The sequence below is a fragment of the Claveliimonas bilis genome (assembly GCF_020892095.1).
Lineage (GTDB): Bacteria > Bacillota > Clostridia > Lachnospirales > Lachnospiraceae > Claveliimonas > Claveliimonas bilis.
The window spans coordinates 1,341,091-1,361,980 of the sequence record NZ_AP024845.1; the positions used below are offsets into that span (position 1 = coordinate 1,341,091).

A 20,890-nucleotide genomic window follows, 5' to 3' on the forward strand; every position below is an offset into this window, starting at 1 on the left:
TAAGTCCTCCAGGAGAAAAACCTGTAACAAAAACTATACATGGTATATAAAAAATTAAACTCATGTACTTCCTTACTGACACTTGAAAAACTGTGTGTAATTCTTGACTGCACGCCGAATGATAAGATGATATTTAAACGCGGGAAACAAAAAACGGGATGCTCCATACATAATATGAAGTATCCCGCTTTGCAGACAAGACTCTCAAAATAATAAATCAACTGTAACACAGGAGCCTGTACTCTTTTCAAGTACCATCTGCCTCAATATTTACACTACATTACCTAAAACATTATCCTTTATAATAATTGATCAAACATCCCTTAAGAATGATCTCTCTTTCTGCATCTGTCAGATCTCCCAGTTCCAGATCCAGCTCTTTCAGTCCATCCTCTTTTACAATGTAAGTTGTAATGACATTCGATTTCTCTTCTACTGCCTTGCGAATGTCAGGGACAAAAATATAATCCCCGTTTTTAAAACTTAGGTGCTCATGATCTTCTTTTGTAAGGAATGGAAGCATTCCCCAGTTAATCAGATTTGAGCGGTATCTCTTTGTAGCATATTCGTTTGCGATATTGGCCCATCCGCCAAGCACTTTCTGACAGGAGGCCGCCTGCTCTCTGGCGGAGCCATCTCCTGGCTTTACTGCAAAAATCGTACTTCCCACACCGATATTGCCTTTTCCGACCTCCGGATACGTCTCCTGGATTTTCGCCATGACCGGCTTTAACTCTTCCAGTGCATCCAGCGGGCAGGTCCCCTCTTCGATGGCTTTCTGAGCTTTCTGCACCTCTTTTGCTCTGCCCACATATGCAGGATCTTTCCTGGAAAGCGCAAACTCTGCAAGCCCCAGCGGATTAGAACGATAAGAAGATGTCTCTCCGGAAGGAATCAGTTCATCTGTTGTGGTTACCGGATCGTGGATCTCTGATACAACTTTCAGGATCAGATTCTCCGGCAGAGCTGACATCTCCGGCCAATCCTTAATATTCGGTCCGAATTTGATCTCTACTGACGGATCTGCCACGCCGTGACTGTCAAATACACGATTTGCATAGATCTTGCTGTCAAAGTGATATTTCTGCCCTTTGTATTCTACATCCATCGCTGTTGCCGGAGTCAGGAACCCTTTGTTTGCTGCTGTAGCCGCGATCGATCTTGCATCCATTAAGGCAACGGAAGCGATCTGTCCGCTCTGCAGCTTGGAGCCTTCTCTGTTAGGGAAGTTCCTTGTGGAGTGACGGATAGAAAATGCGTTATTTGCCGGAGTGTCTCCCGCTCCGAAGCATGGGCCGCAGAAGGCTGTCTTGACAATTGTTCCTGCCTCCATCAGATCTGCAACCGCTCCGTTTTTCACCAGTTCCATATAAATTGGCGTACTTGCCGGATATACGCTGAAAGTAAATTCATCTGCTCCGATATAATGTCCTTTGATAATGTCGGCAGCTGCGCAGATATTTTCAAATCCGCCGCCTGCACATCCTGCAATGATTCCCTGATCCACATACAGTTTCCCGTCAACGATCTTACTCTGCAGGGAGTAATCCACCGCGCCGTCCAGGCTGACAAGAGCCTTCTTCTCTACATCATGAAGGACATCCGCCAGATTTGCATTGACCTCGTCGATCGTATATACATTGGAGGGATGGAACGGCATTGCGATCATCGGACGGATCTCGCTTAAGTTTACATAGACCATACCGTCATAATATGCCACACTGCCCGGATTCAGTTCCTTATAATCCTCCGGTCTTTCGTGGATCTCATAAAATTCGCGGATCGTCTCATCTGTCTTCCAGATGGAAGACAGGCAGGTTGTCTCTGTCGTCATAACATCGATTCCGATACGGAAGTCTGCGCTTAATTTTTCCACACCGGGACCTACAAATTCCATCACCTTATTATTAACATAACCATTTGCGAAAGTCGCGCCGATAATTGCCAGCGCCACATCCTGAGGACCTACCCCTTTGATCGGCTCTCCGTCCAGATAAATACCTACTACCTGCGGCATTTTTATATCATAAGTTTTATTTAAAAGCTGTTTTACAAGCTCAGGTCCCCCTTCGCCCATAGCCATCGTTCCCAGCGCTCCGTAGCGGGTATGGCTGTCTGAACCGAGGATCATTTTTCCGCCGCCTGCCAGCATTTCTCTTGCAAACTGATGAATGACTGCCTGATGAGGCGGTACGTAAACACCACCGTACTTCTTTGCACAGGTCAGTCCAAACATATGGTCATCTTCATTGATGGTTCCGCCTACTGCACAGAGGGAATTGTGGCAGTTTGTCAGGACATAAGGAACCGGAAATTTCTCCAGGCCTGATGCTCTCGCTGTCTGGATAATTCCTACAAACGTAATGTCATGGGAAGTCAGCTTATCAAATTTAATCTGAAGGCGTTCCATATTTCCGGACACATTGTGCTCCTTCAAAATATTGTAGGCCATTGTCTGGGAAGCTGCTTCTTCTCTGGTCACACTGCTTCCGGTTTCGTGGCGCACTTCTTCTATATCTTCAACGATTTTTGTGCCGTTTATCAGATATACGCCGTTATCGTAAAGCTTTATCATCTTTGCAATTCCTCCTGATTCTTTTTTCTTCTGCCCTTTGCTGGCACCTGTCTGTTTATTGTAGCCCGGTTCTGTCCAAAAGTCAAATTGCATCCTCACTGCTGTGTTCTTTTTCTTTCATTGCTCTCATATGTTTTTCCACCATCAGCGCAATCTTAAAGGTCATAGCATCTTCAAACACCCGCACATCCAGTCCGGTCTTTTTCTGGATCTTCTCCAGGCGATATACCAGAGTATTTCGATGTACATAAAGCTTCCGCGCCGTTTCCGATATGTTCAGATTATTTTCGAAGAACGTATAAACTGCCGTCAGTTCTTCCTCCTCAAAACTGCCTGCCGCATTTCCTTCAAACACCTCATCCAGAAACATTTCACACAGCTTTTCGGGAAGCTGATGGATCAGCCGTCCGATCCCAAGCACTTTGTAATTGAGCACCCGTTTCTGCGGATAGAAAATCCGTCCTACCTCCAGCGCTGTTTTTGCCTCTCTATAGGAGCCTGAAACTTCCTTAAGTTCTTCTGTGATCGTGCCAAAAGCTACTCGGACACCAACCATCGCTTCCATTCCCAGCGTATCTACAATAACATCGGCAATATGCTGTACTTCCGGATAATCCTCTGTTTTTTCCAGCGCTTTTATCAAAATTACATGTCCCTCTTCTACTGACGTTATAAAGTCTTTTATTCCTGTGGCAAAAAGACTCCGAAGTGTTTCCATGACAATGCTTTCTGTTTCACTCCTGGATTTTATCAAAAATACCACTCGTTTTCCGGTAACAGGTATCTTCAGTTTTTTTGCCTGATTATAAATATCAACCAACAGCATATCGTTCAGAAGAAGATTCTGGATAAAACGATTTTTGTCCATTCGGTTCCGGTTGATCTGGATCAGGCTTTCCAAATGACTGACGCCGAACCTTCCGGCCATGACTGCTCTCTCATCCGTCCCGTCCACAGCCAGAACATACGCCGTATCTCCCTCTGCCAGAAACAGGCTTTCTTTTCCTATAGTTTCCCTCGTACCGGAATGTTCAAATTCTGCAATAAATTCTGCGATAGAATCGGCGTCAGGCTTTGCCTTTATACTGGTCGCTGCCACACATTTTCCTTCTTGACTCCATATGGAGCATTCCAGTCCGGCGATTCTTCTGATCTCCTGTATCAGTTTCTGTATCGTTTGATTTGAAAGCAACTGTTCACATCCTTTCCCTGTACTCTGACTGCCTTTTCCACTCTTTCATCCGGCAGTCAAACAGATGTATTTCTCTCTCTGTCTGATACTTTCTGGCAGAAAGGTATCCGATGACGGCTCCCAATATCAACACCGCAGCAATTTGAGATGTTCTGATCTTCATTTTTTTCTCCCCTCACTATCTCATCCCTACATTGCTGCCGCCTTATGAAACAGCCGTCAAAAAATGTCGGTTTTTGACTTTTGCCTTAATACAAAAGAGGGCGGTACCTCGCTTTCGTACCGCCCCTTTTATTTTCAAGCCGAAATCTAGTTTGTGATTGTCTGCTCTGTCTCTTTGTCAAATACGTGGATCTTTTCTGCATCCAGCGCAAATTTTACAACATCGCCTGTTCTTGCGGTTGTTCTTGGATCAACTCTTGCTGTCATGCTTGCTCCCTCGTAATCAAAGTACAGGAATACTTCTGCTCCCAGCATTTCGTATACGCGGATCTTAGCTTCGATTACTGTATTAGGAGATGCCTCAATGAACATCTGCTCATCATGTACATCCTCCGGACGAATACCAAGTACAACTGTCTTTCCGTCATATCCTCCTTCGATCAGTTTCTTTGCCTTTGCCGGCGGAAGCTCGATTGAGGACGGACCTGCCTGGAGAACAACCTTGTCTCCATTCACTTTACATACAGCATCTACGAAGTTCATCTGAGGTGATCCGATAAATCCTGCAACAAACAGGTTGCACGGATAATCGTACAGTGTCTGCGGAGTATCTACCTGCTGTACAACACCTGCATTCATAACAACGATTCTTGTTCCCAGAGTCATAGCCTCTGTCTGGTCATGTGTTACATAGATGATCGTTGTTCCCAGTCTCTGATGAAGTTTGGAAATCTCAATACGCATCTGTCCACGAAGTTTTGCATCCAGGTTAGAAAGAGGCTCATCCATAAGGAATACCTTTGGATTACGAACGATCGCACGTCCCATAGCAACACGCTGTCTCTGTCCACCGGAAAGAGCTTTCGGCTTACGGTCAAGAAGTGCTTCCAGATCCAGGATCTTTGCAGCTTCACGTACCATTTTATCGATCTCGTCTTTCGGTACTTTCCGAAGTTTCAGTCCAAATGCCATATTGTCATAAACTGTCATATGCGGATACAGAGCGTAGTTCTGGAATACCATCGCGATATCACGGTCTTTTGGCTCTACATCGTTTACAAGCTTGTCTCCGATGTAAAGTTCACCGGAAGTAATCTCCTCAAGACCTGCAACCATACGAAGTGTTGTGGATTTACCACATCCGGACGGTCCTACAAAGATAATAAATTCTTTATCTTCGATTTCCAGATTAAAATCCTTTACTGCTTCAAATCCGTTAGGATATGTTTTGTTAATATGCTTTAATGATAAACTTGCCATTTCTTTTCGTTCCTCCTGTTCGCCGACTCTTTTATTCTGTAAAAAGTATATTAAAAATGGGTAAATACGACTATACCAAAGTTGAACAATCTTTTTTTATTTTTCTATACAAGTTGACTAAGAAGATTTCTCCTGCTGCCGTCATACTGCTGTTGTCAGGATAAAAGAGCCTGGTAAACATCTCTTTTGGAAATTCCCCTGTCTTTTGCCACCTTTTTCATGGCTTCCTTCTTCTCTACCCCTTGCCCAGTATAGTATTCCATATGCTCCGGGATGCTCATTTCCTCCCACTTTCTGCGTGTTTCTTCCTGCAGCTTCTGCATGCTTTTGCCTTCAATGACGAGCACACATTCCCCTCTTGGTTCATTGGCTTCATAATACTGCAAAGCCTCCTTAAGTGTTGTGCGGAAAATTGTTTCATGTTTCTTTGTCAGCTCCCGGCATACGGAAATCAGCCTGTCTCCCAGCACATCTTCCAGCTCTTTCAGCGTTTTCAAAAGCCGATGGGGCGCTTCGTAAAGAACGATCGTCCTTGTTTCCCTTTTAAGCGCTTCCAAAACACTTTTCCGCTCTTTTTTTTCGGAGGGGAGAAACGCCTCAAATGCAAACCTCCTTGTGGGAAGGCCGGACAGGATCAGCGCCGTGACACAGGCTGCCGGCCCGGGAATGGCCGTAACCGTCACTCCCGCATCTGCACACATTTTCACCAGCTCTTCTCCGGGATCGGAAATTCCCGGCGTCCCCGCATCTGTAACAAGGGCAATGTTCTTTCCTTCCATAAGAAGCTGCAGCAGTTTTTTCCCTTTTTCAATTTTATTATATTCATGGTAACTTGTCATAGGCGTATGAATATCGAAGTGATTCAAAAGCCGGATAGTATTGCGGGTATCCTCCGCCGCAATGAGGTCTGCCTCTTTCAGCACCCTCGCCGCCCGGTATGTCATGTCCTCCAGATTCCCAATGGGAGTCGCACACAAATATAAAGTACCTGCCATATTATTTCCCTGCCCTTTCTTCGTCTGGTTCATCCAGGCCGTACAGTTTTAATAATTCTTCCGTATAAGTCCCGCCTTTTTTGTATACGATCAGAGGCGGTTCTACCGTCAGGCGGGGACGGCCGCCTTTCACCCCTTCTATCAGGACCATATTCGGCTCTTTGTCTCTATAGGGATAGACAAGGCGCATCCGCTTAGGTTCCAGATGATACCTGCTCATTCCCGCCAGGATCTCCGTAAGCCGAAAGGGCCTATGCACCATATAAAATCTTCCTTTTTCTTTCAGAACAAGAGCACTTTGTCTTAATACGTCTTCCAGCGTACAGAGCACCTCATGACGCGCCACGTATTTGGCATAATTTTCATTTTTCAATCCATGCTGCCCGATCATATAGGGCGGATTCACCGTAACGACATGAAAGGAGGCGGCGCCGAAAAGGGCGGATGCCTCCTTGATATCTCCTGTTACGATCGAAATCTTTTGTTCCAAATGATTCAGGCATACACTTCTTCTTGCCATGTCAGCGCTCTCTTCCTGAATTTCCAGCCCTGCAAAAGACTGTCCTTCCGGATTCTTTGCCTCAAGAAGCAGAGGGAGGATTCCTGTTCCCGTTCCCAGGTCCAGCGCCTTTTCCCCTCTTTTTATTTTTGCAAACGCCGAGAGAAGAACCGCATCCATACCGAAGCAGAATCTGCCCGGACTCTGGATGATCCGGTATCCTTTGATCTGCAGGTCATCCAGCCGTTCTCCTGGTTTTAAATTATTCATCATCTAATTTGGATACCCCTTCATTCTTACCTTCCAAGGCCTTCAGTTCTTTCAGCTCTTCTTTGCTAAGCTTCATTTCTTTTTTCTTCTTTTTGGAACGGAAGCGCAGCTCTCCGGCCTTGTATTCCCGAATCTCTTTTTCGTCATCATCCAGCTGGACCACTACCTTGACAAGCTGGCGCAGCACATTGATAGACTGCACTTCTCCGCGAAGTTTCTCCGGAGTTGTTACCGTATCTCCCACTGCCGGCAGCCGGCTGTTCAGCTCTTCGTATGTTTCTTCCTCATTGGTCAGACAGCACATCAAACGGCCGCACACTCCTGATATTTTGCTTGGATTCAGAGACAGGTTCTGCTCCTTTGCCATTTTGATCGATACCGGCGCAAATTCTGTCAAATATGTATGACAGCAGAGCGGACGGCCACAGATCCCTATACCTCCCCGGATTTTCGTTTCATCCCTCACGCCGATCTGGCGCAGCTCAATCCTGGTGCGGAACACACTTGCCAGATCTTTTACCAGCTCGCGGAAATCGATCCGTCCGTCTGCAGTAAAATAAAACAGTACTTTATTATTATCAAATGTATACTCCGCATCGATCAGTTTCATTTCCAAACCGTGCTTGCGTATTTTCTCCAGGCAGATCTTGAATGCTTCTTTTTCTTTCTCCCGATTCTTTTCTTCCTTCCGGATGTCATCCGCTGTGGCAATGCGAATGACAGACTTCAGGGGAAGGGTTATGTTATCTTCTTCTACTTCCCTCGGTCCTGCTGCCACATAACCAAATTCCACTCCTCTTGCCGTTTCCACGATCACGTTGTCTCCCTGCTTGATCTCCAGCTTTCCGGGGGAGAAAAAATAGATCTTTCCGGCAGTGCGGAATCTTACTCCAATTACTTTTATCATATTGTCAGTTCTCCTTTATCGTCAAAAGCAGGAGCTCCATCACCAGTTCAAAATTAACATTGGCTTTCAGCCTCTGCTTTGCTTTTTCCAGGCTTTCCAGTATCAGCTCAATCCCTTCGTAGGAGCTTTTGCGCGCCCTTTCCTGGATATAAGGAAGCTGATCTTTGAATACTACCCTGTCCATTTCTTTTGTTGCCTTATACAGCAGTACATCCCGGTACCATATCATGATGATATCCAGATAATCGTTTACCTCCAGCTTATAGGTGCTGATCTTTTTAATGGCCTTCACAATTTCGCTGACATCCATCTCGTTGATGTACTTTAAAAGCTGTACCGCTTCCTCCCGGATCTCATTGAAATATTCGGAGTTTGCCAGCATAATGGCGCGCCCCATATTTCCCTGGGCAAATGCCGTGCACATGTCCGCCTTGTAATCCGGTATCTGCAGGCTTTCCATCAGATATTTTCGGATCAGCGTATCCCGGATATTCCGGAGCTTCAGCATGACGCATCTGGATGTGATCGTCGGCAGCAGCACTTCTGCATTTTCTGTCAAAAGGAAGATAACCGCATATTCCGGTGGTTCTTCGATAGTCTTTAAAAGGGCGTTCTGTGCCTGTACTGTCATCAGATCCGCTTCTGCTATAATATAAATTTTATAAGGTCCCTGATAAGGTTTGATCTGTATATCATTGTTCACCTGCTGCCGGATATCATCCACACTGATGGTATTGGGCTTCTCATGGTTCACCCGGATAATATCCGGGTGGTTGCCGCTTTCTGCCTGCTTGCAGGAATGGCACACATTGCATGGATCCGGCCCTCCTTTTTCGCACAGGAGTGTTGTGGCAAAAAGATTGGCCAGCATTTTTTTGCCGGATCCCCGCTCTCCATTCAGAATGTAGGCGTGGGACACTTTATTTTCCTCTACTGCATTGTGTATATATTTTATAATATCCTTATGTCCTACTACGTCTTTAAAGCTTGCCATTGTATATTACCTCTGTGATTTCATCTAAACATTGTTCTTTGCTGCTGTTATCAAACCTTCGTCTGATACCCAGCTTCTTCAGGTTCTCTTCTGAAAAATCCTCTTCGTCTGCCAGGAAGCGTCGGCACATTTCTTTGTATTTAGGCTGTGCCTGCTGCTGTTCCCGAAGGAGCGCCCTTGTAAGCCTCTCCCCGTCTTCGACTTCTATATAAAGGGGAATCAAATGCTCTTCCCCATAGTATTCTCTCATTTTTCTATAAGATTCCAGCGTTCCGATCATCAGATAATCAGAACTTTCCAGATCAATCTGCCCGTCCGCTGCAGTAAAATATTTCCAGATGCCATGAACCGTATCATAAGAGCGGATTTCTATGATCTTGTGCTCTGCTTCCATTTTAGCCAAAGCCGCCTCATCTGTAAAAAAATATTCCACCCCGTTTTTTTCTCCTGCACGGATCGGCCTTGTCGTATAAGGGACAACCATTCCAAGCTGTGGACAGCGCTCTTTGAGTTCTCTGAAGATCGTGTCCTTTCCGGATGCACTTTTTCCCATGATATAAAATATTTTACCCATTGTTCCAGACTCCAATGCTTCCTTCTTTTTCCAGGCCTTCTATTTTAAAACCAAGCTTTTGATAGCCTGCAAGCCGTTTGATACATTCCCTGCTGATCCGCTCGCCCGGTACGATCATCGGGCAGCCCGGCGGATAGAGGTAGGCATACTCCAAAGAGATCATTCCCTCACTCTTTTCAACAGGCAGGTATGTTGTTTCTTTTGCCCCGCAAAGGGCTGCCTTGGCGCTTGTACAGATAACAGGATTTTCAGGCAGTTTTGCTATATCGTCTTCCTGTACGTTTTCCCGAAGTTTAGCAGCTGCATCCAACTCAAACAGAGCCTGCTCAAGCCGTGCAAATCCTTCCTTCGTATCTCCCGGAGATGTCATGGCAAGTACATAGGATCCCGCCGCCATCTCCATCTGAAGATGATACTTTTCCAAAAGCTCCCTGTACAGCTCTCTGCCGCTCATATCCGTATGTCTTACAGAAATTACAAGTTTTGACCGGTCGTAATGTTCTGTCTGTACCAGTTTCAAATGTTTCAGATTCTGCAGATTTTTCCGCAGAGTATCAAGATTCCTTACATAAGGTTCAAAAAGCTGCTCCTTCTCCTCCCTGAGCATCCGAATACATTCATGAATACTCGCCATCAGGATATAGGAAGGACTGCTTGACTGGAGCATATCCAGATAAGAAGAAATCCTTCTTTTATCTATATACTCCCCTCTCATATGGAGCAGCGCTGTCTGTGTCAGAGAGGGAAGGGTTTTATGAAGGCTGTGGATCACCACATCCGCACCTCTTTTCAGCGCATTTTCCGGAAAATAAGGATGAAATCCAAAATGTGCGCCGTGGGCTTCATCCACGATCAGGGGGATTCCCCTTTCATGGACTGCCTCTGCAATTGACTCAATATCAGAGACAACTCCGTCATAGGTGGGTGAGACAATAACAACCGCCTTTATCCGGGAATGCTTAGTAAGCGCAGCTTTCACTGCGCTTACGGAGATTTCCGTATTTAACTGAAACTGACAGCTGAAACCGGGCCACAGATAGACCGGTTCCAGCTCATTCAGAAATATGGCATGGTAGACGGATTTATGACAGTTTCTTGCAACAAGGATCTGATCTCCCTTTTTCGTACAGCCAAGAACAGCACTTAAAATCCCTGCTGTACTTCCATTTACCAGAAACTTCGTTTCCTCTGCTCCGTAGAGCCTGGCCGCCTCCTGCTGGGCTTCTTTTATAATGCCGTCTGCATGATGAAGATCGTCAAACCCCTCAATCTCTGTAATATCGATCCCATAGGGAAGCCCTTCACCAAAACGTATCTGATTTCTTTTGTGTCCCGGCATGTGGAAGCCATAATAATCCGTATCGCTGTATGCCTTCAGCCTGCTGTATAGTGTCTCCATATATATTCTCTACAATCTTTTCAGAAGTTCTTCTCTTTCTTTTTCGTATCCCGGTTTTCCAAGAAGAGCAAACATGTTTTTCTTGTAGCTCTCTACTCCCGGCTGGTTGAAAGGATTTACACCGGATACATATCCGCTGACGCCGCATGCAAATTCAAAGAAGTAGAACAGCTGTCCCAGATAATATTCGTTCTGCTCCGGAATATTTACCATCAGGTTCGGAACATTTCCGTCTGTATGTGCAAGAACAGTACCGTTCATTGCGCTCTTATTTACAAAATCAACGGTCTTTCCTGCCAGATAGTTCAATCCGTCCAGATCTACCGGCTCTTCATTCAGAATGATCTCTTCCTGAGAAGTTTCCACATTCATTACGGTTTCATACATGATACGGCTTCCATCCTGGATAAACTGTCCCATGGAGTGAAGGTCTGTCGTAAGATCAACAGATGCCGGGAAGATTCCCTTCTGGTCTTTTCCTTCGCTTTCGCCGTAAAGCTGTTTCCACCATTCTGATACATAGTGAAGGCTTGGCTCATAGTTTGCCAGCACTTCCACAGATTTTCCTTTTCTGTGCAGAATGTTTCGGATTGCCGCATACTGGAGAGCGTCGTTTTCTTCAAATGGGTTGTTCAAGGCCATCTCTCTTCCGGATGCCGCGCCTTCCATCAGCTTTTCAATATCTGCTCCGCTGACTGCGATCGGCAGAAGGCCTACTGCTGTCAGTACAGAGAAACGTCCTCCTACATCATCCGGAACAACAAATGTTTCATAACCTTCTTCTGTTGCAAGGTTCTTCAGCGCTCCCTTTGCTTTATCAGTTGTAGCGTAAATTCTCTTTGCCGCCTCTTCTTTGCCGTATTTTTTCTCCAGCATTTCCTTGAAAATACGGAATGCGATAGCCGGCTCTGTTGTAGTTCCGGATTTAGAAATAATATTTACGGAGAAATCTCTGTCTCCGATCACGTCAATAAGATGTTTCAGGTAGGTACTGCTTATGCTGTTTCCTGCATAGTAAATCTCCGGTGTCTTACGGATTTCCTTTGGAACCATGTTGTAGAAATTGTGGCGCAGAAATTCAATTGCTGCCCTTGCTCCCAGGTAGGATCCGCCGATTCCGATCACGATCAGCACTTCGGAATCTGCCTTTATTTTCTCTGCTGCTTTCTGGATACGTGAAAACTCTTCTTTATCATAGTCAACCGGCAGATCGATCCATCCGAGGAAATCATTTCCCGCACCATTTCTGCCTGTCAGCACATCTTTTGCATCTTCCACGATCTTCTTCATAGCTTCTATTTCATGTTCTTTTACAAATGCTGCTGCTTTTGAATAATCAAATGTCACTTTACTGCTCATAGTAATACCTTCCTTCTATCTATCTTATGTTATTTCCATCCGGGTAATCTGCTATTATTACATGTGCCTCCCGGTAGCTTTTTAACGCGCCTGCAACACTTTTCCATCGGTATCGCACACTACGCTATTTTTATTTTAGCAGTATTGCCCCCTCTTGGCAAGGAAAATAGCGTATGGAAATCAAGCCAGAAACTCTTCCAGGATCTCTCTTATCAGTACTTCTTTTGGTACTTCTTTTTCTTTCTGGTCTTTGCACTCGTCTTTCAGATCTCTCGCTTCCTCTGCCTTCCTTTTTACTGAGGCATTTTTCACAGAGCTGTTTCTGGTCCGCTGGCTGAAAGCTGCGTTTTCTTCCTTTTTCTGCTCTTCTGTTCTTTTTACCGCAGCAACTTCCGGCTCCATGCGGTTGGCCGCCTCCCAGGCTCCGGCTGCTTCCGAAACAGTCTGTGCTCCTGCCTCCCTGGAAGCAAGGGGTTCCGGCGATGGTCCGTCTTCTTCCAGAAGCACGTCGCCTGCTGCCCGGGTATCTGCAGCCGTCTGTGAAACCGCCCCACTCTGTATTGGGGTTCTTTCCGGTTCAGGCGGCGCCATTTCCTTCCACTCTTCCCGTATCTCTTTTTGCTGTGCCTTTTCGTACCTGCGGGCGCAGATATTTTCCAGGTAGTCTACCATGTAATTTTTCACTGCATCCAGCTGATACTTCTCATCTCCGGTAAGCTGGAACAGAAATACAAGGATAGCCATTCCGGCTCCTCCGGCGGCATACTGAAGCACCTGATCTCCCATACCATATAATGAGTACCATGCCGCTGCTCCGGCAAGGCCGAAGATCAGGCAAAGCCATACCGCTGCCTTTTCCATCCTCCGCCATGTGTGGAGACGAAGTCCCACCACACGGTATTCATACAGATATTTCCCTACAAAAGCATCTACATTCTGCACCCGGTCGCTGATCATGCAGGTATGTTCAAATTTTGCTTTGATCAGCCGGACCAGAGCATGACTGCTTTTGTTCATGTTTCCTGCTGCCCGAACCAGCCTTTTCAGGGAAAATCCCGCCACACATTTACTAAGCACTCCTAATACCGCTGCTATCCCGATCAGTATGACCAGGATCTGCTTGTCCAATACCACTTCTAACATCACAAAACCCTCCTTCTTTGATTCGATTATACTCGAACCGGAAGAAGAAATCAGAAAAACCGTTCAACAGTTTTCGTCTCTGGTTTCTTGCATTTTGTTGGTTTTTCTTCTTTTTTGACAAAAGTGGCAGGACTCATTTTTCAGATCCGCGGAAGCAGATTTTTTACAAGCCTTACACTGTGGCTGATTGCCTGCTTTTCAAAAGCCGGATAGTCCATCGTGGCGCTGTTGTCGGCTTTATCCGAAATCGCCCGGATTATGACATACGAAATTTTGTTCAGGTAGGCGGCGTGCGCAATGCCCGCTCCCTCCATCTCTGTGCACAGAGGATGGAATTTTTCTACAATACTTTCTTTTACTTCTTTTGATGACACAAACTGATCTCCAGTCACAATTCTCCCTGTAAAAGTGTGGATATCCGGATTTGCTTCCTCGTTTGCCGCTTTCGCAAGTTCTATGAGGCGCTCATCCGCCGGAAAAGAAAAGATATCCATTTGCGGGATCTGTCCCGGTTCATAACCAAAATTCACCGCATCCATATCATGATACAGAGCGTCTGTAGAAATAACCATATCTCCAATATCAATTCTGGCATCCAAAGATCCGGCAATTCCTGTGTTGATCAGCACGTCCACCTTATACACCGTAGCAAGAATCTGTGCACACAGGGCAGCGTTCACCTTGCCGATACCGCTTCGTACTACAACCGCATCTTTTCCACACAGTTTCCCTTTCACAAAGGTCATGCCGATCTGTTCCTCTGTTTTTTCTATTTCCATAGCTTCTTTCAGAGCCGCCACTTCGTCTTCCATTGCTCCGATAATTCCTATCATATGCTTTGCCTCCTTTTACTTTTTCTTACTGCATTGAGTATATTCGTTCCGGGCTGCTTTGGCAAGTCCGGGATACTGCCGCTGACGGAATTTTGTATGAAACAGGCTTGCCAATAAGGGGTACCATCTGTCATAATAAAAATATTGATATTTTCTTAATGACTACAGAGGAGGTATAGATATGCAGTACAGACCAATGGGCGTCTGTTCCAGACAGATCAATGTAGAATTAGACGGAGACACCATTAAATCAGTAGAGTTTATCGGAGGATGCGCCGGCAATACAATGGGCATTTCACATCTCGTTAAGGGAATGAACGTAGATGATGCAATCGAACGTATGGAAGGGATCCGCTGCGGCAACAAACCGACATCCTGCCCGGATCAGCTGGCAAAAGCCCTGCGCGCCGCAAAAGAGTGTTAAGTGTTTAACAGGTGACGTAACACTTTTAAAGTTTACTACGTCCCAAATTGACATATACCCCGGGTATTTTTGTCAATTTTCTATATTTATCTATAACGGAAAAGGAAGGCAAGCATTCATGCTCACCTTCCTCTCCTTGTTTCTTGGGTTTGTTCTCTTGTTTTCTTTTTGCTGGAACTGCTGTATTTACTACTTTGCGACGACTTTAGTCTTTTCAGACCTGATGACGGCTTCTCAATGTAAGGAAAAAATAAAAAAATTAGGTTTCATATAGTTTCCAATTTGCACCGCAAAGTAGTAAATACAACAGTCCCAGCATGGTGCTTGGTCATGTTTTTGGCTAATACAAAGGTCTAAGGTTCCTCAATGTAAATACCATCGGTGTAAGAACTGCTCATGTCATTTCCTGCCGAATGTACACAGCGGACACGGTAATACCAGTCCCCTTCTACCTCAATCCTTTTGTTGGAGCTGACAGAAATCGCATTCTCATTCTCCTTCTGCCAGGTATCTACGTAATGCCAGTCATCGTTCTCATCTTTTGCCCGTTCCACCATAACACCAACCTTTACGGATTCTACTTCATGCTGTGCAATGGTAGTTCCTCCAGCGTAGATGACCCCAGGTCCCAGCCGTACAATCTTAGAATACCCGGTCTGAAGGTCCGCACCTCTGGTAATTGATGTGGCTATACCTGTAGATTCTGTCTCATGTGTGAGATATGAGTGATTGTTAATAGGTTGACTTTCAGTCGCATTTGTTTGGAATCCCGCGCTGATTGTTAGTCCCATAATCATCACAGCAGCACAGCACACAGATATAATCCTTCTCTTCATATCATCCCTCCACATTTCCTACTTTTCTTTCCTCATATAGTAAGACACATATAAGGACAAAAACTGACGGGATTTTTATAAAAAATATAAATTTTTTAAAATTTCTTCCAATTCTGCTTTTTCCATAATACCAGTTAGCTGGTAATGCACATCCTGATAATCAAACTCTGCTGAAAATTCCGTTTCATCGGTTTCTGAAATCAGATATTTTCTCACCTCAACCGTAAAGCGGTCTGTCTTGTATGGATAGCTATCGACCAGCTGATCTTCAATATCTGAGCCAAAAGAACCGTCAGCATAAGATAGACTGATGATATATGAAACAACATTTCCTTTCATATCAAAAAATAAGTTTGCCGTCTGCAACATCTCATCTATTTCTATACCAACAAACTGCATCCCTTTTTCATTAGTCAGCAGTCTCACCGGATCAATCCCCAATTCATCTTTTATCTGCTGATATGCCTTTTCTTCTTCGCTTTCTCCGGAACTCAATATCTCGTCATCATCTGAATTAATTCTCGTCATCTCTCTTCCGCCAACCATCTGCTGCATGACTTCCATTACTCGTTTCGGTCCGCCTACACTTGTGATTCCAAGTCCCAGCACAAATACCATCACAGCAGCAAGGGACGCAATACGCCTCCAGCCCATACGGCGTTTTCGTACTGTCCGGCGGATCTCATCTTCTTCCCGCTCTTTCTGAAGCATTCTTCCCAGGCGGAGAGCCTCCCGGTCTTTCTCCGACAATTTGCTGAGAGCTTTCTGTGTCTCGTATTCTTCTATCTGGGCATACAGCCTGTCCTTCACACTGTCATCAGGGGACAGATCAGCAAGCTCCGGATGCTCTTCCAGCTCTTTTTCTATTTCTTCTGCCTCCCTCTGAAGCTGTTCATTCAAAAACTGACTGAATTGTTCGTTGTCGAATTGTTCTTTCATGACATACCTCTCTCGATTTTCGATTTATAGCATTTTCATTTATGACTTTTTCTTGACCCTTTCCCTTGTTACGTATACAATTGTCTTAGAATGTTTAAATCGGAGGAACAATATGAAACGTATCATTTTAACCGGCGGCGGTACCGCCGGCCATGTTACCCCTAATATCGCTTTATTGCCGCGGCTAAAAGAATTGCAGTATGATATTCACTATATTGGTTCTTACAATGGCATTGAAAAAGAATTGATCGAGCAGTTCGGCATCCCTTATCATGGAATTTCTTCCGGGAAGCTCCGCCGCTATTTCAGCCTTCAGAATTTCACAGATCCTTTTCGCGTATTGAAAGGGTTTGGGGAAGCAAAAAGGTTGATCAAACTATTAAATCCTGATGTTATTTTTTCTAAAGGCGGTTTTGTATCCGTTCCTGTTGTCATGGCCGGAAAAAAATGTAAAGTACCTACTATTATACATGAATCCGATATGACTCCCGGTCTTGCAAATAAATTGTCGATTCCATCTGCCACAAAAGTCTGCTGCAATTTCCCGGAGACAGTAAAACTTCTCCCCGCAGACAAAGCGGTTCTGACCGGCTCTCCCATCCGTCAGGAATTGCTGGAAGGCGATAAAGAAAAAGCCAGATCATTTACGGGATTATCTCCCGACAAACCGGTTATTCTTATTATTGGCGGAAGCCTGGGAGCCGCTGCGATCAATGATGCCGTGCGCAGTAATCTTCCTGAAATCCTGAAAGAGTTCCAGATCATTCATCTGTGCGGACGCGGCAAGCTTGACCCTACTTTAAACAATATAAGCGGCTATGTCCAGTACGAATACATCAAAGATGAGCTGAAAGATCTGTTCGCACTTACGGATATTGTAATATCAAGAGCCGGTGCAAATGCTATCTGTGAGCTGCTTGCCCTTCATAAGCCCAATCTTTTGATACCTTTATCTGCCAATGCAAGCCGCGGCGACCAGATCCTGAATGCCCGTTCCTTTGAACGCCAGGGCTTCAGCCTTGTTCTGGAAGAAGAAAATATTACCAGTGAAACTTTGCTTTCATCTATCCATGAATTGTATGCAAATCGCCGGCAATATGTAGATGCTATGGCGAAATCTCACCAACAAAATTCTATTGACACTATTATTGATTTAATTGAATCTGCTGTCAATGAATAATATTGCTGTAAAAAACAGGTGTCGTATCGGCACCTGTTTTTATGCTTCATGGATGTGGTCATATTCTTCTCTGCAATACTCCTTTATCCAATTTCTTGCTCTATACAACATACTATGTAAAGTATCCAGATTAACACCCATACACTCCGCTACTTCTTTCTGCGGTCTTTCCATACAGTAAACCAGCGTAACCGCATCATACCATCGGCGGTTCTTTTCATACAGTGCATCTAAAATCGTTATCGTAGATGTAAACACTTCTCTCTTCCAGAGTTTTCTAAAGAATATCGTTTCAGTGCTCTCACTGCAATCCATTTTATCTTCACCAAATTCTTCAAAATCTACAAGCTGTTCCCTACTGCGATCTCTTCTGTAATTCAAAGCTATATTTCTGGTTGTTGTCAACAACCATTGTCTGGTATTATCGATCGACGCATGTTCCATGTAGATATAGTATCTAAGAAATGCCTCCTGTGTAATATCTTCTGCAGTATGCCATTCCTTTGTGTACATCATTGCTGTCTGAAAGATTTTGGCCTTATGCTGTTCATATATGGCATCGAATCCGGATCCTCCTATGAATTCTATTTCCACATCAATATTCCTTTTATCCCTTGTATTCCTTTTTCTATTAGGCCTCTCTCAATTTGGCGAGAATGTCGTCCCGTTCCTCGTCTGTAAGCTCTCCCATTTTCCATCCAAGCCCAACCTGGTCTCCCTTATAACGCGGAATTAAATGCATATGGAAGTGAAATACCGTCTGGCCGGCAGTCTCGCCATTATTCTGCACGACGTTATATCCGTCACAGCCCAGCACTTCTGTCAATTTTGTAATCATTTTTTTTGCAACCGGCAATGCTTTTGCCGCCAGTTCGTCGGGAAGCATATACAGATTCTCGTAATGTTCCTTAGGTAAAAGGAGTGCATGTCCCTTGGATGCAGGTCCCAGATCCAGAATAATGCGAAAATCATCATCCTCATAAAGAGTAGCCGACGGAATTTCTCCATTTGCTATCTTGCAAAAAATACAGTTTTCATCTCTCATATCATCATCCTTCTTTCCTTAAAATAGTAATTGAATATTTGAACCGCCAGTGCTAAACTTGAAGTCCAGAAAGGCGGTAGTATCCTATGTTTACAAGTACTGATTACGACAAATTAGAACAATTAATGTCAGAAAAGCCCGAAAATCGAACTTTGATCCAGAAACTTTTGTCATCTCAGGAGGAAACGATATCAGCAATCAGCCATGAAATCAGAAATCCCCTCACTTTAGTCTACAGTACGCTTCAGTTTCTGGAATCACGCCATCCCGAAATCATCTCTGACCGTTACTGGCGTTCTATGCGCGAAGATATTGAATATATGAAACAGCTTCTTGAAGAGCTTTCTTCTTTGAATCACAGTACATCCTTAAGCCGTTCCGTGTTTTCTTTCCGCGAATTTATGGAGCATATCGTACTTTCCTTTGCCTCTTCCTGCATGGATGGTCCGATTGAATTTACCTCTTTTTTGTCTCCTTCCCTTCCAACTGTCTGTGCAGACCGCACAAAACTTAAGGAAGTATTTCTCAATATTCTGCGCAACGCTGCAGAATCTATTGACGGATCCGGCTCTATCCGGCTTGAAGCATTTGTACAGAACCACAATATTACTGTACAGATTGAGGATTCCGGCTGTGGTATCTCCGAAGAACAGCAGAACCAGATCTTTCAGCCCTTTGTGACCTATAAATCCAATGGAACCGGACTGGGACTTGCCATTGTCCGCCGGGTCATCGATGCCCATGAAGGTCAGATAACTGTAACATCAACGGTAGGAAAAGGAACCGTATTCACGATCCTTCTTCCAATATAAACATATTGCCAGGATGAATCCGCAGACCAGCCCGCCAATGTGAGCGTAATTATCTACTCCTGTGCTTGTAAACCCATAGTACAATGTAAAGACTGCCATCCACGCCAATCCCCTGCCGGATATCCTGCCAATCCTGCCGTGATTTCTGACCGCTATATAAAGAAGCGCTCCGATAATGCCAAAGATTGCCCCTGAAGCGCCGGCACTTACCGCATACTCTCCTGTTCTGATATCCATAATCATAGACAGCAGATTTCCGGCAATACCTGAACAGAGGTATATAATAACATATTTTATTTTTCCAACTGTCAATTCCAGCTGCCACCCCAGCAAACCAAGGCTTAGCATATTGTTCATAAGATGAGAAAAATCAAAGTGCAAAAAGATGCTGCTGATCATTCGATAATACTCACCTTGCTCCACCAAAGGAGTAAGCATAGCTCCATGTTCTATCATGAAAATCGGATCTTCTGTTCTTCCCTGAAATACCAGAAAGAAAAATACTGCCACGTTTACTGCCAATAATCCAATTGTAAATACTGCCTTTTTCTGGTACATTTTTTCTCCTTTTATGAAGTCTGCCCAAATGTACACTTCTTGGGGCAAAGATATAGTGTCTGACGATATTATATCATAAATCGAAACGGAGTGTGTATTTTTCTTCTTCCGTCAACAGATTGAAACATTTCCTGCAAATTACTACATTTTGTTATAATTCTTCTTCATCAATATAAATTCCGTCCCACGCTTTCCATGCCGGTTTTTTATGGCGTTTCAGAAAGTTTTTTACCGGGTTCCACATATTATCCGTCTCTCGCAGTATACTGCTTCCCATTTCCTGACTTGTAATCCAGTCATGTTCTTTTGTGTCATATGAATATTCCGCAGGTTCTTGTTCTGTATGCTGAAGTATTACTGTCTTTTTTTCTTCTTCATCTTCTTCCAGTTTTTTCAAAATTTTCCTCAGACTATAATTTTCACGCATAGTTTCCTTATGCAGCAAAAAAGCGCATTTCACGCTATTGTCATCCTGATAATCTGTCCACTGCACAAAATGTTCTGTTAGTTTATGAAAAGCCTTCCATACATCCCATCCTCCCAGCGGATAGTAGCAGAAAGCATATTCCCCATTTTCATAAAAAATAAATTCCGGATCCAAAACAATCCTATCCGCATCCAAAAGATATCTTGATGCTTCTCTTAGCAGTGCCAAGACTTTTTTTGTAAATTTTTTCATTTCTCTTATAGTGATTTTTCTTTCTTCATAGATCGATTTTATGCTTCTTTTTCCAGTAATATCATATTCATACAAACTGGTTCCATCTTGTCCCCTCCCCCTTACATCCAAAAACCCTTTTATATGATTTTCTTCCAGCATTTTCATTTGATAATCTTCTATGTAGGCAGTTTCTCCTTCAAATATCAGCATAGTCTGCTCAAGTCCTCTTCTATACTCTGCCCTTTCTATTCCATATTCCTTTTCTAACATATC

The 20,890-nt window shown here is 44.3% G+C and carries 22 protein-coding genes; 3 read left to right on the forward strand and 19 right to left on the reverse strand.

The genetic code is table 11. From position 1 onward, the window contains the following. Positions 1–292: 292 nt before the first annotated feature. From EUBC25_RS06590 to EUBC25_RS06650, 13 genes are all read right to left on the reverse strand, one after another. Positions 293–2,575 (reverse strand): hydratase, encoded by a 2,283-nt coding sequence (locus EUBC25_RS06590; protein WP_230107369.1) that lies wholly within the window; start codon positions 2,573–2,575, stop codon positions 293–295. Positions 2,576–2,657: 82 nt separating this feature from the next. Beyond that, positions 2,658–3,767 carry a PucR family transcriptional regulator gene (locus EUBC25_RS06595; RefSeq protein ID WP_230107370.1) on the reverse strand — a complete coding sequence of 370 codons (1,110 nt, stop codon included), beginning with the start codon at positions 3,765–3,767 and terminating at the stop codon, positions 2,658–2,660. Positions 3,768–3,771: 4 nt separating this feature from the next. Next, a complete protein-coding gene (locus EUBC25_RS06600) occupies positions 3,772–3,930 on the reverse strand; it encodes a hypothetical protein (protein WP_230107371.1) in 159 nt (52 codons plus the stop codon). A 146-nt stretch (positions 3,931–4,076) separates the two neighbouring features. Beyond that, positions 4,077–5,189: an ABC transporter ATP-binding protein gene (locus EUBC25_RS06605; protein ID WP_230107372.1), complete on the reverse strand. Its 1,113-nt coding sequence runs from the start codon at positions 5,187–5,189 to the stop codon at positions 4,077–4,079. Between the two features lie 155 nt (positions 5,190–5,344). Then, positions 5,345–6,184 carry a 16S rRNA (cytidine(1402)-2'-O)-methyltransferase gene (rsmI, locus tag EUBC25_RS06610; protein ID WP_230107373.1) on the reverse strand — a complete coding sequence of 280 codons (840 nt, stop codon included), beginning with the start codon at positions 6,182–6,184 and terminating at the stop codon, positions 5,345–5,347. Between the two features lies 1 nt (position 6,185). Continuing rightward, positions 6,186–6,956, reverse strand: coding sequence for a tRNA1(Val) (adenine(37)-N6)-methyltransferase (locus tag EUBC25_RS06615; protein WP_230107374.1), 771 nt, complete (start codon positions 6,954–6,956; stop codon positions 6,186–6,188). Further along, positions 6,946–7,860, reverse strand: a complete 915-nt coding sequence (locus EUBC25_RS06620) for a PSP1 domain-containing protein (protein WP_230107375.1) — start codon at positions 7,858–7,860, stop codon at positions 6,946–6,948. The genes EUBC25_RS06615 and EUBC25_RS06620 overlap by 11 nt, the downstream gene beginning before the upstream one ends. Positions 7,861–7,864: 4 nt before the next feature. Continuing rightward, entirely contained in the window at positions 7,865–8,854 is a 990-nt protein-coding gene (holB, locus tag EUBC25_RS06625; protein ID WP_230107376.1) for a DNA polymerase III subunit delta', read from the reverse strand. After that, positions 8,841–9,428 carry a nucleoside/nucleotide kinase family protein gene (locus tag EUBC25_RS06630; protein ID WP_230107377.1) on the reverse strand — a complete coding sequence of 196 codons (588 nt, stop codon included), beginning with the start codon at positions 9,426–9,428 and terminating at the stop codon, positions 8,841–8,843. Before EUBC25_RS06630 ends, holB begins: the two co-directional genes overlap by 14 nt. After that, a complete protein-coding gene (locus EUBC25_RS06635) occupies positions 9,421–10,827 on the reverse strand; it encodes an aminotransferase class I/II-fold pyridoxal phosphate-dependent enzyme (RefSeq protein ID WP_230107378.1) in 1,407 nt (468 codons plus the stop codon). The genes EUBC25_RS06630 and EUBC25_RS06635 overlap by 8 nt, the downstream gene beginning before the upstream one ends. Before the next feature lie 9 nt (positions 10,828–10,836). Next, entirely contained in the window at positions 10,837–12,186 is a 1,350-nt protein-coding gene (locus tag EUBC25_RS06640) for a glucose-6-phosphate isomerase (RefSeq protein ID WP_230107379.1), read from the reverse strand. A gap of 180 nt (positions 12,187–12,366) precedes the next feature. Beyond that, positions 12,367–13,329: a hypothetical protein gene (locus EUBC25_RS06645; RefSeq protein ID WP_230107380.1), complete on the reverse strand. Its 963-nt coding sequence runs from the start codon at positions 13,327–13,329 to the stop codon at positions 12,367–12,369. A gap of 140 nt (positions 13,330–13,469) precedes the next feature. Continuing rightward, the gene (locus tag EUBC25_RS06650; protein WP_230107381.1) at positions 13,470–14,162 is read right to left on the reverse strand and encodes a 5'-methylthioadenosine/adenosylhomocysteine nucleosidase; all 693 of its coding nucleotides are present in this window, start codon (positions 14,160–14,162) and stop codon (positions 13,470–13,472) included. A gap of 181 nt (positions 14,163–14,343) precedes the next feature. Between EUBC25_RS06650 and EUBC25_RS06655 the strand changes: the two genes are divergently transcribed. Then, entirely contained in the window at positions 14,344–14,586 is a 243-nt protein-coding gene (locus EUBC25_RS06655) for a TIGR03905 family TSCPD domain-containing protein (protein WP_230107382.1), read from the forward strand. 353 nt (positions 14,587–14,939) lie between these two features. On the opposite strand, the gene EUBC25_RS06660 is transcribed toward EUBC25_RS06655, so the two are convergent. Both EUBC25_RS06660 and EUBC25_RS06665 read right to left on the reverse strand, forming a co-directional pair. Then, positions 14,940–15,422, reverse strand: a complete 483-nt coding sequence (locus EUBC25_RS06660) for a DUF6147 family protein (RefSeq protein WP_230107383.1) — start codon at positions 15,420–15,422, stop codon at positions 14,940–14,942. A 75-nt stretch (positions 15,423–15,497) separates the two neighbouring features. Beyond that, the gene (locus EUBC25_RS06665; RefSeq protein ID WP_230107384.1) at positions 15,498–16,361 is read right to left on the reverse strand and encodes a DUF4367 domain-containing protein; all 864 of its coding nucleotides are present in this window, start codon (positions 16,359–16,361) and stop codon (positions 15,498–15,500) included. A gap of 112 nt (positions 16,362–16,473) precedes the next feature. Here EUBC25_RS06665 and EUBC25_RS06670 point away from each other — a divergent pair, with 112 nt between their 5' ends. After that, complete coding sequence (locus EUBC25_RS06670; RefSeq protein WP_230107385.1) at positions 16,474–17,541, forward strand: undecaprenyldiphospho-muramoylpentapeptide beta-N-acetylglucosaminyltransferase; 1,068 nt, start codon at positions 16,474–16,476, stop codon at positions 17,539–17,541. A 39-nt stretch (positions 17,542–17,580) separates the two neighbouring features. Here EUBC25_RS06670 and EUBC25_RS06675 read toward each other — a convergent pair whose 3' ends face one another. Then, complete coding sequence (locus tag EUBC25_RS06675; protein WP_230107386.1) at positions 17,581–18,135, reverse strand: RNA polymerase sigma factor; 555 nt, start codon at positions 18,133–18,135, stop codon at positions 17,581–17,583. Between the two features lie 37 nt (positions 18,136–18,172). Continuing rightward, positions 18,173–18,586 (reverse strand): HIT family protein, encoded by a 414-nt coding sequence (locus EUBC25_RS06680; protein WP_230107387.1) that lies wholly within the window; start codon positions 18,584–18,586, stop codon positions 18,173–18,175. A gap of 86 nt (positions 18,587–18,672) precedes the next feature. Here EUBC25_RS06680 and EUBC25_RS06685 point away from each other — a divergent pair, with 86 nt between their 5' ends. Next, positions 18,673–19,398, forward strand: a complete 726-nt coding sequence (locus EUBC25_RS06685; RefSeq protein WP_230107388.1) for a sensor histidine kinase — start codon at positions 18,673–18,675, stop codon at positions 19,396–19,398. On the opposite strand, the gene EUBC25_RS06690 is transcribed toward EUBC25_RS06685, so the two are convergent. Together EUBC25_RS06690 and EUBC25_RS06695 are read right to left on the reverse strand one after the other, a co-directional pair. Further along, positions 19,351–19,956: a rhomboid family intramembrane serine protease gene (locus EUBC25_RS06690; protein WP_230107389.1), complete on the reverse strand. Its 606-nt coding sequence runs from the start codon at positions 19,954–19,956 to the stop codon at positions 19,351–19,353. The genes EUBC25_RS06685 and EUBC25_RS06690 overlap by 48 nt on opposite strands. Before the next feature lie 151 nt (positions 19,957–20,107). Then, a complete protein-coding gene (locus tag EUBC25_RS06695) occupies positions 20,108–20,887 on the reverse strand; it encodes a DUF6382 domain-containing protein (RefSeq protein ID WP_230107390.1) in 780 nt (259 codons plus the stop codon). Between the last annotated feature and the right edge of the window lie 3 nt (positions 20,888–20,890).

Excerpts from the sequence above, each read along its gene's own strand:
- EUBC25_RS06590 (WP_230107369.1), bottom strand. The coding sequence starts at position 2,575 with ATGATAAAGCTTTACGATAACGGCGTATATCTGATAAACGGCACAAAA.
- EUBC25_RS06600 (WP_230107371.1), bottom strand. The coding sequence starts at position 3,930 with ATGAAGATCAGAACATCTCAAATTGCTGCGGTGTTGATATTGGGAGCC.
- EUBC25_RS06605 (WP_230107372.1), bottom strand. The coding sequence starts at position 5,189 with ATGGCAAGTTTATCATTAAAGCATATTAACAAAACATATCCTAACGGA.
- rsmI (WP_230107373.1), bottom strand. The coding sequence starts at position 6,184 with ATGGCAGGTACTTTATATTTGTGTGCGACTCCCATTGGGAATCTGGAG.
- EUBC25_RS06615 (WP_230107374.1), bottom strand. The coding sequence starts at position 6,956 with ATGATGAATAATTTAAAACCAGGAGAACGGCTGGATGACCTGCAGATC.
- EUBC25_RS06620 (WP_230107375.1), bottom strand. The coding sequence starts at position 7,860 with ATGATAAAAGTAATTGGAGTAAGATTCCGCACTGCCGGAAAGATCTAT.
- holB (WP_230107376.1), bottom strand. The coding sequence starts at position 8,854 with ATGGCAAGCTTTAAAGACGTAGTAGGACATAAGGATATTATAAAATAT.
- EUBC25_RS06630 (WP_230107377.1), bottom strand. The coding sequence starts at position 9,428 with ATGGGTAAAATATTTTATATCATGGGAAAAAGTGCATCCGGAAAGGAC.
- EUBC25_RS06635 (WP_230107378.1), bottom strand. The coding sequence starts at position 10,827 with ATGGAGACACTATACAGCAGGCTGAAGGCATACAGCGATACGGATTAT.
- EUBC25_RS06640 (WP_230107379.1), bottom strand. The coding sequence starts at position 12,186 with ATGAGCAGTAAAGTGACATTTGATTATTCAAAAGCAGCAGCATTTGTA.
- EUBC25_RS06645 (WP_230107380.1), bottom strand. The coding sequence starts at position 13,329 with ATGTTAGAAGTGGTATTGGACAAGCAGATCCTGGTCATACTGATCGGG.
- EUBC25_RS06650 (WP_230107381.1), bottom strand. The coding sequence starts at position 14,162 with ATGATAGGAATTATCGGAGCAATGGAAGACGAAGTGGCGGCTCTGAAA.
- EUBC25_RS06655 (WP_230107382.1), top strand. The coding sequence starts at position 14,344 with ATGCAGTACAGACCAATGGGCGTCTGTTCCAGACAGATCAATGTAGAA.
- EUBC25_RS06660 (WP_230107383.1), bottom strand. The coding sequence starts at position 15,422 with ATGAAGAGAAGGATTATATCTGTGTGCTGTGCTGCTGTGATGATTATG.
- EUBC25_RS06665 (WP_230107384.1), bottom strand. The coding sequence starts at position 16,361 with ATGAAAGAACAATTCGACAACGAACAATTCAGTCAGTTTTTGAATGAA.
- EUBC25_RS06670 (WP_230107385.1), top strand. The coding sequence starts at position 16,474 with ATGAAACGTATCATTTTAACCGGCGGCGGTACCGCCGGCCATGTTACC.
- EUBC25_RS06680 (WP_230107387.1), bottom strand. The coding sequence starts at position 18,586 with ATGAGAGATGAAAACTGTATTTTTTGCAAGATAGCAAATGGAGAAATT.
- EUBC25_RS06685 (WP_230107388.1), top strand. The coding sequence starts at position 18,673 with ATGTTTACAAGTACTGATTACGACAAATTAGAACAATTAATGTCAGAA.
- EUBC25_RS06690 (WP_230107389.1), bottom strand. The coding sequence starts at position 19,956 with ATGTACCAGAAAAAGGCAGTATTTACAATTGGATTATTGGCAGTAAAC.
- EUBC25_RS06695 (WP_230107390.1), bottom strand. The coding sequence starts at position 20,887 with ATGTTAGAAAAGGAATATGGAATAGAAAGGGCAGAGTATAGAAGAGGA.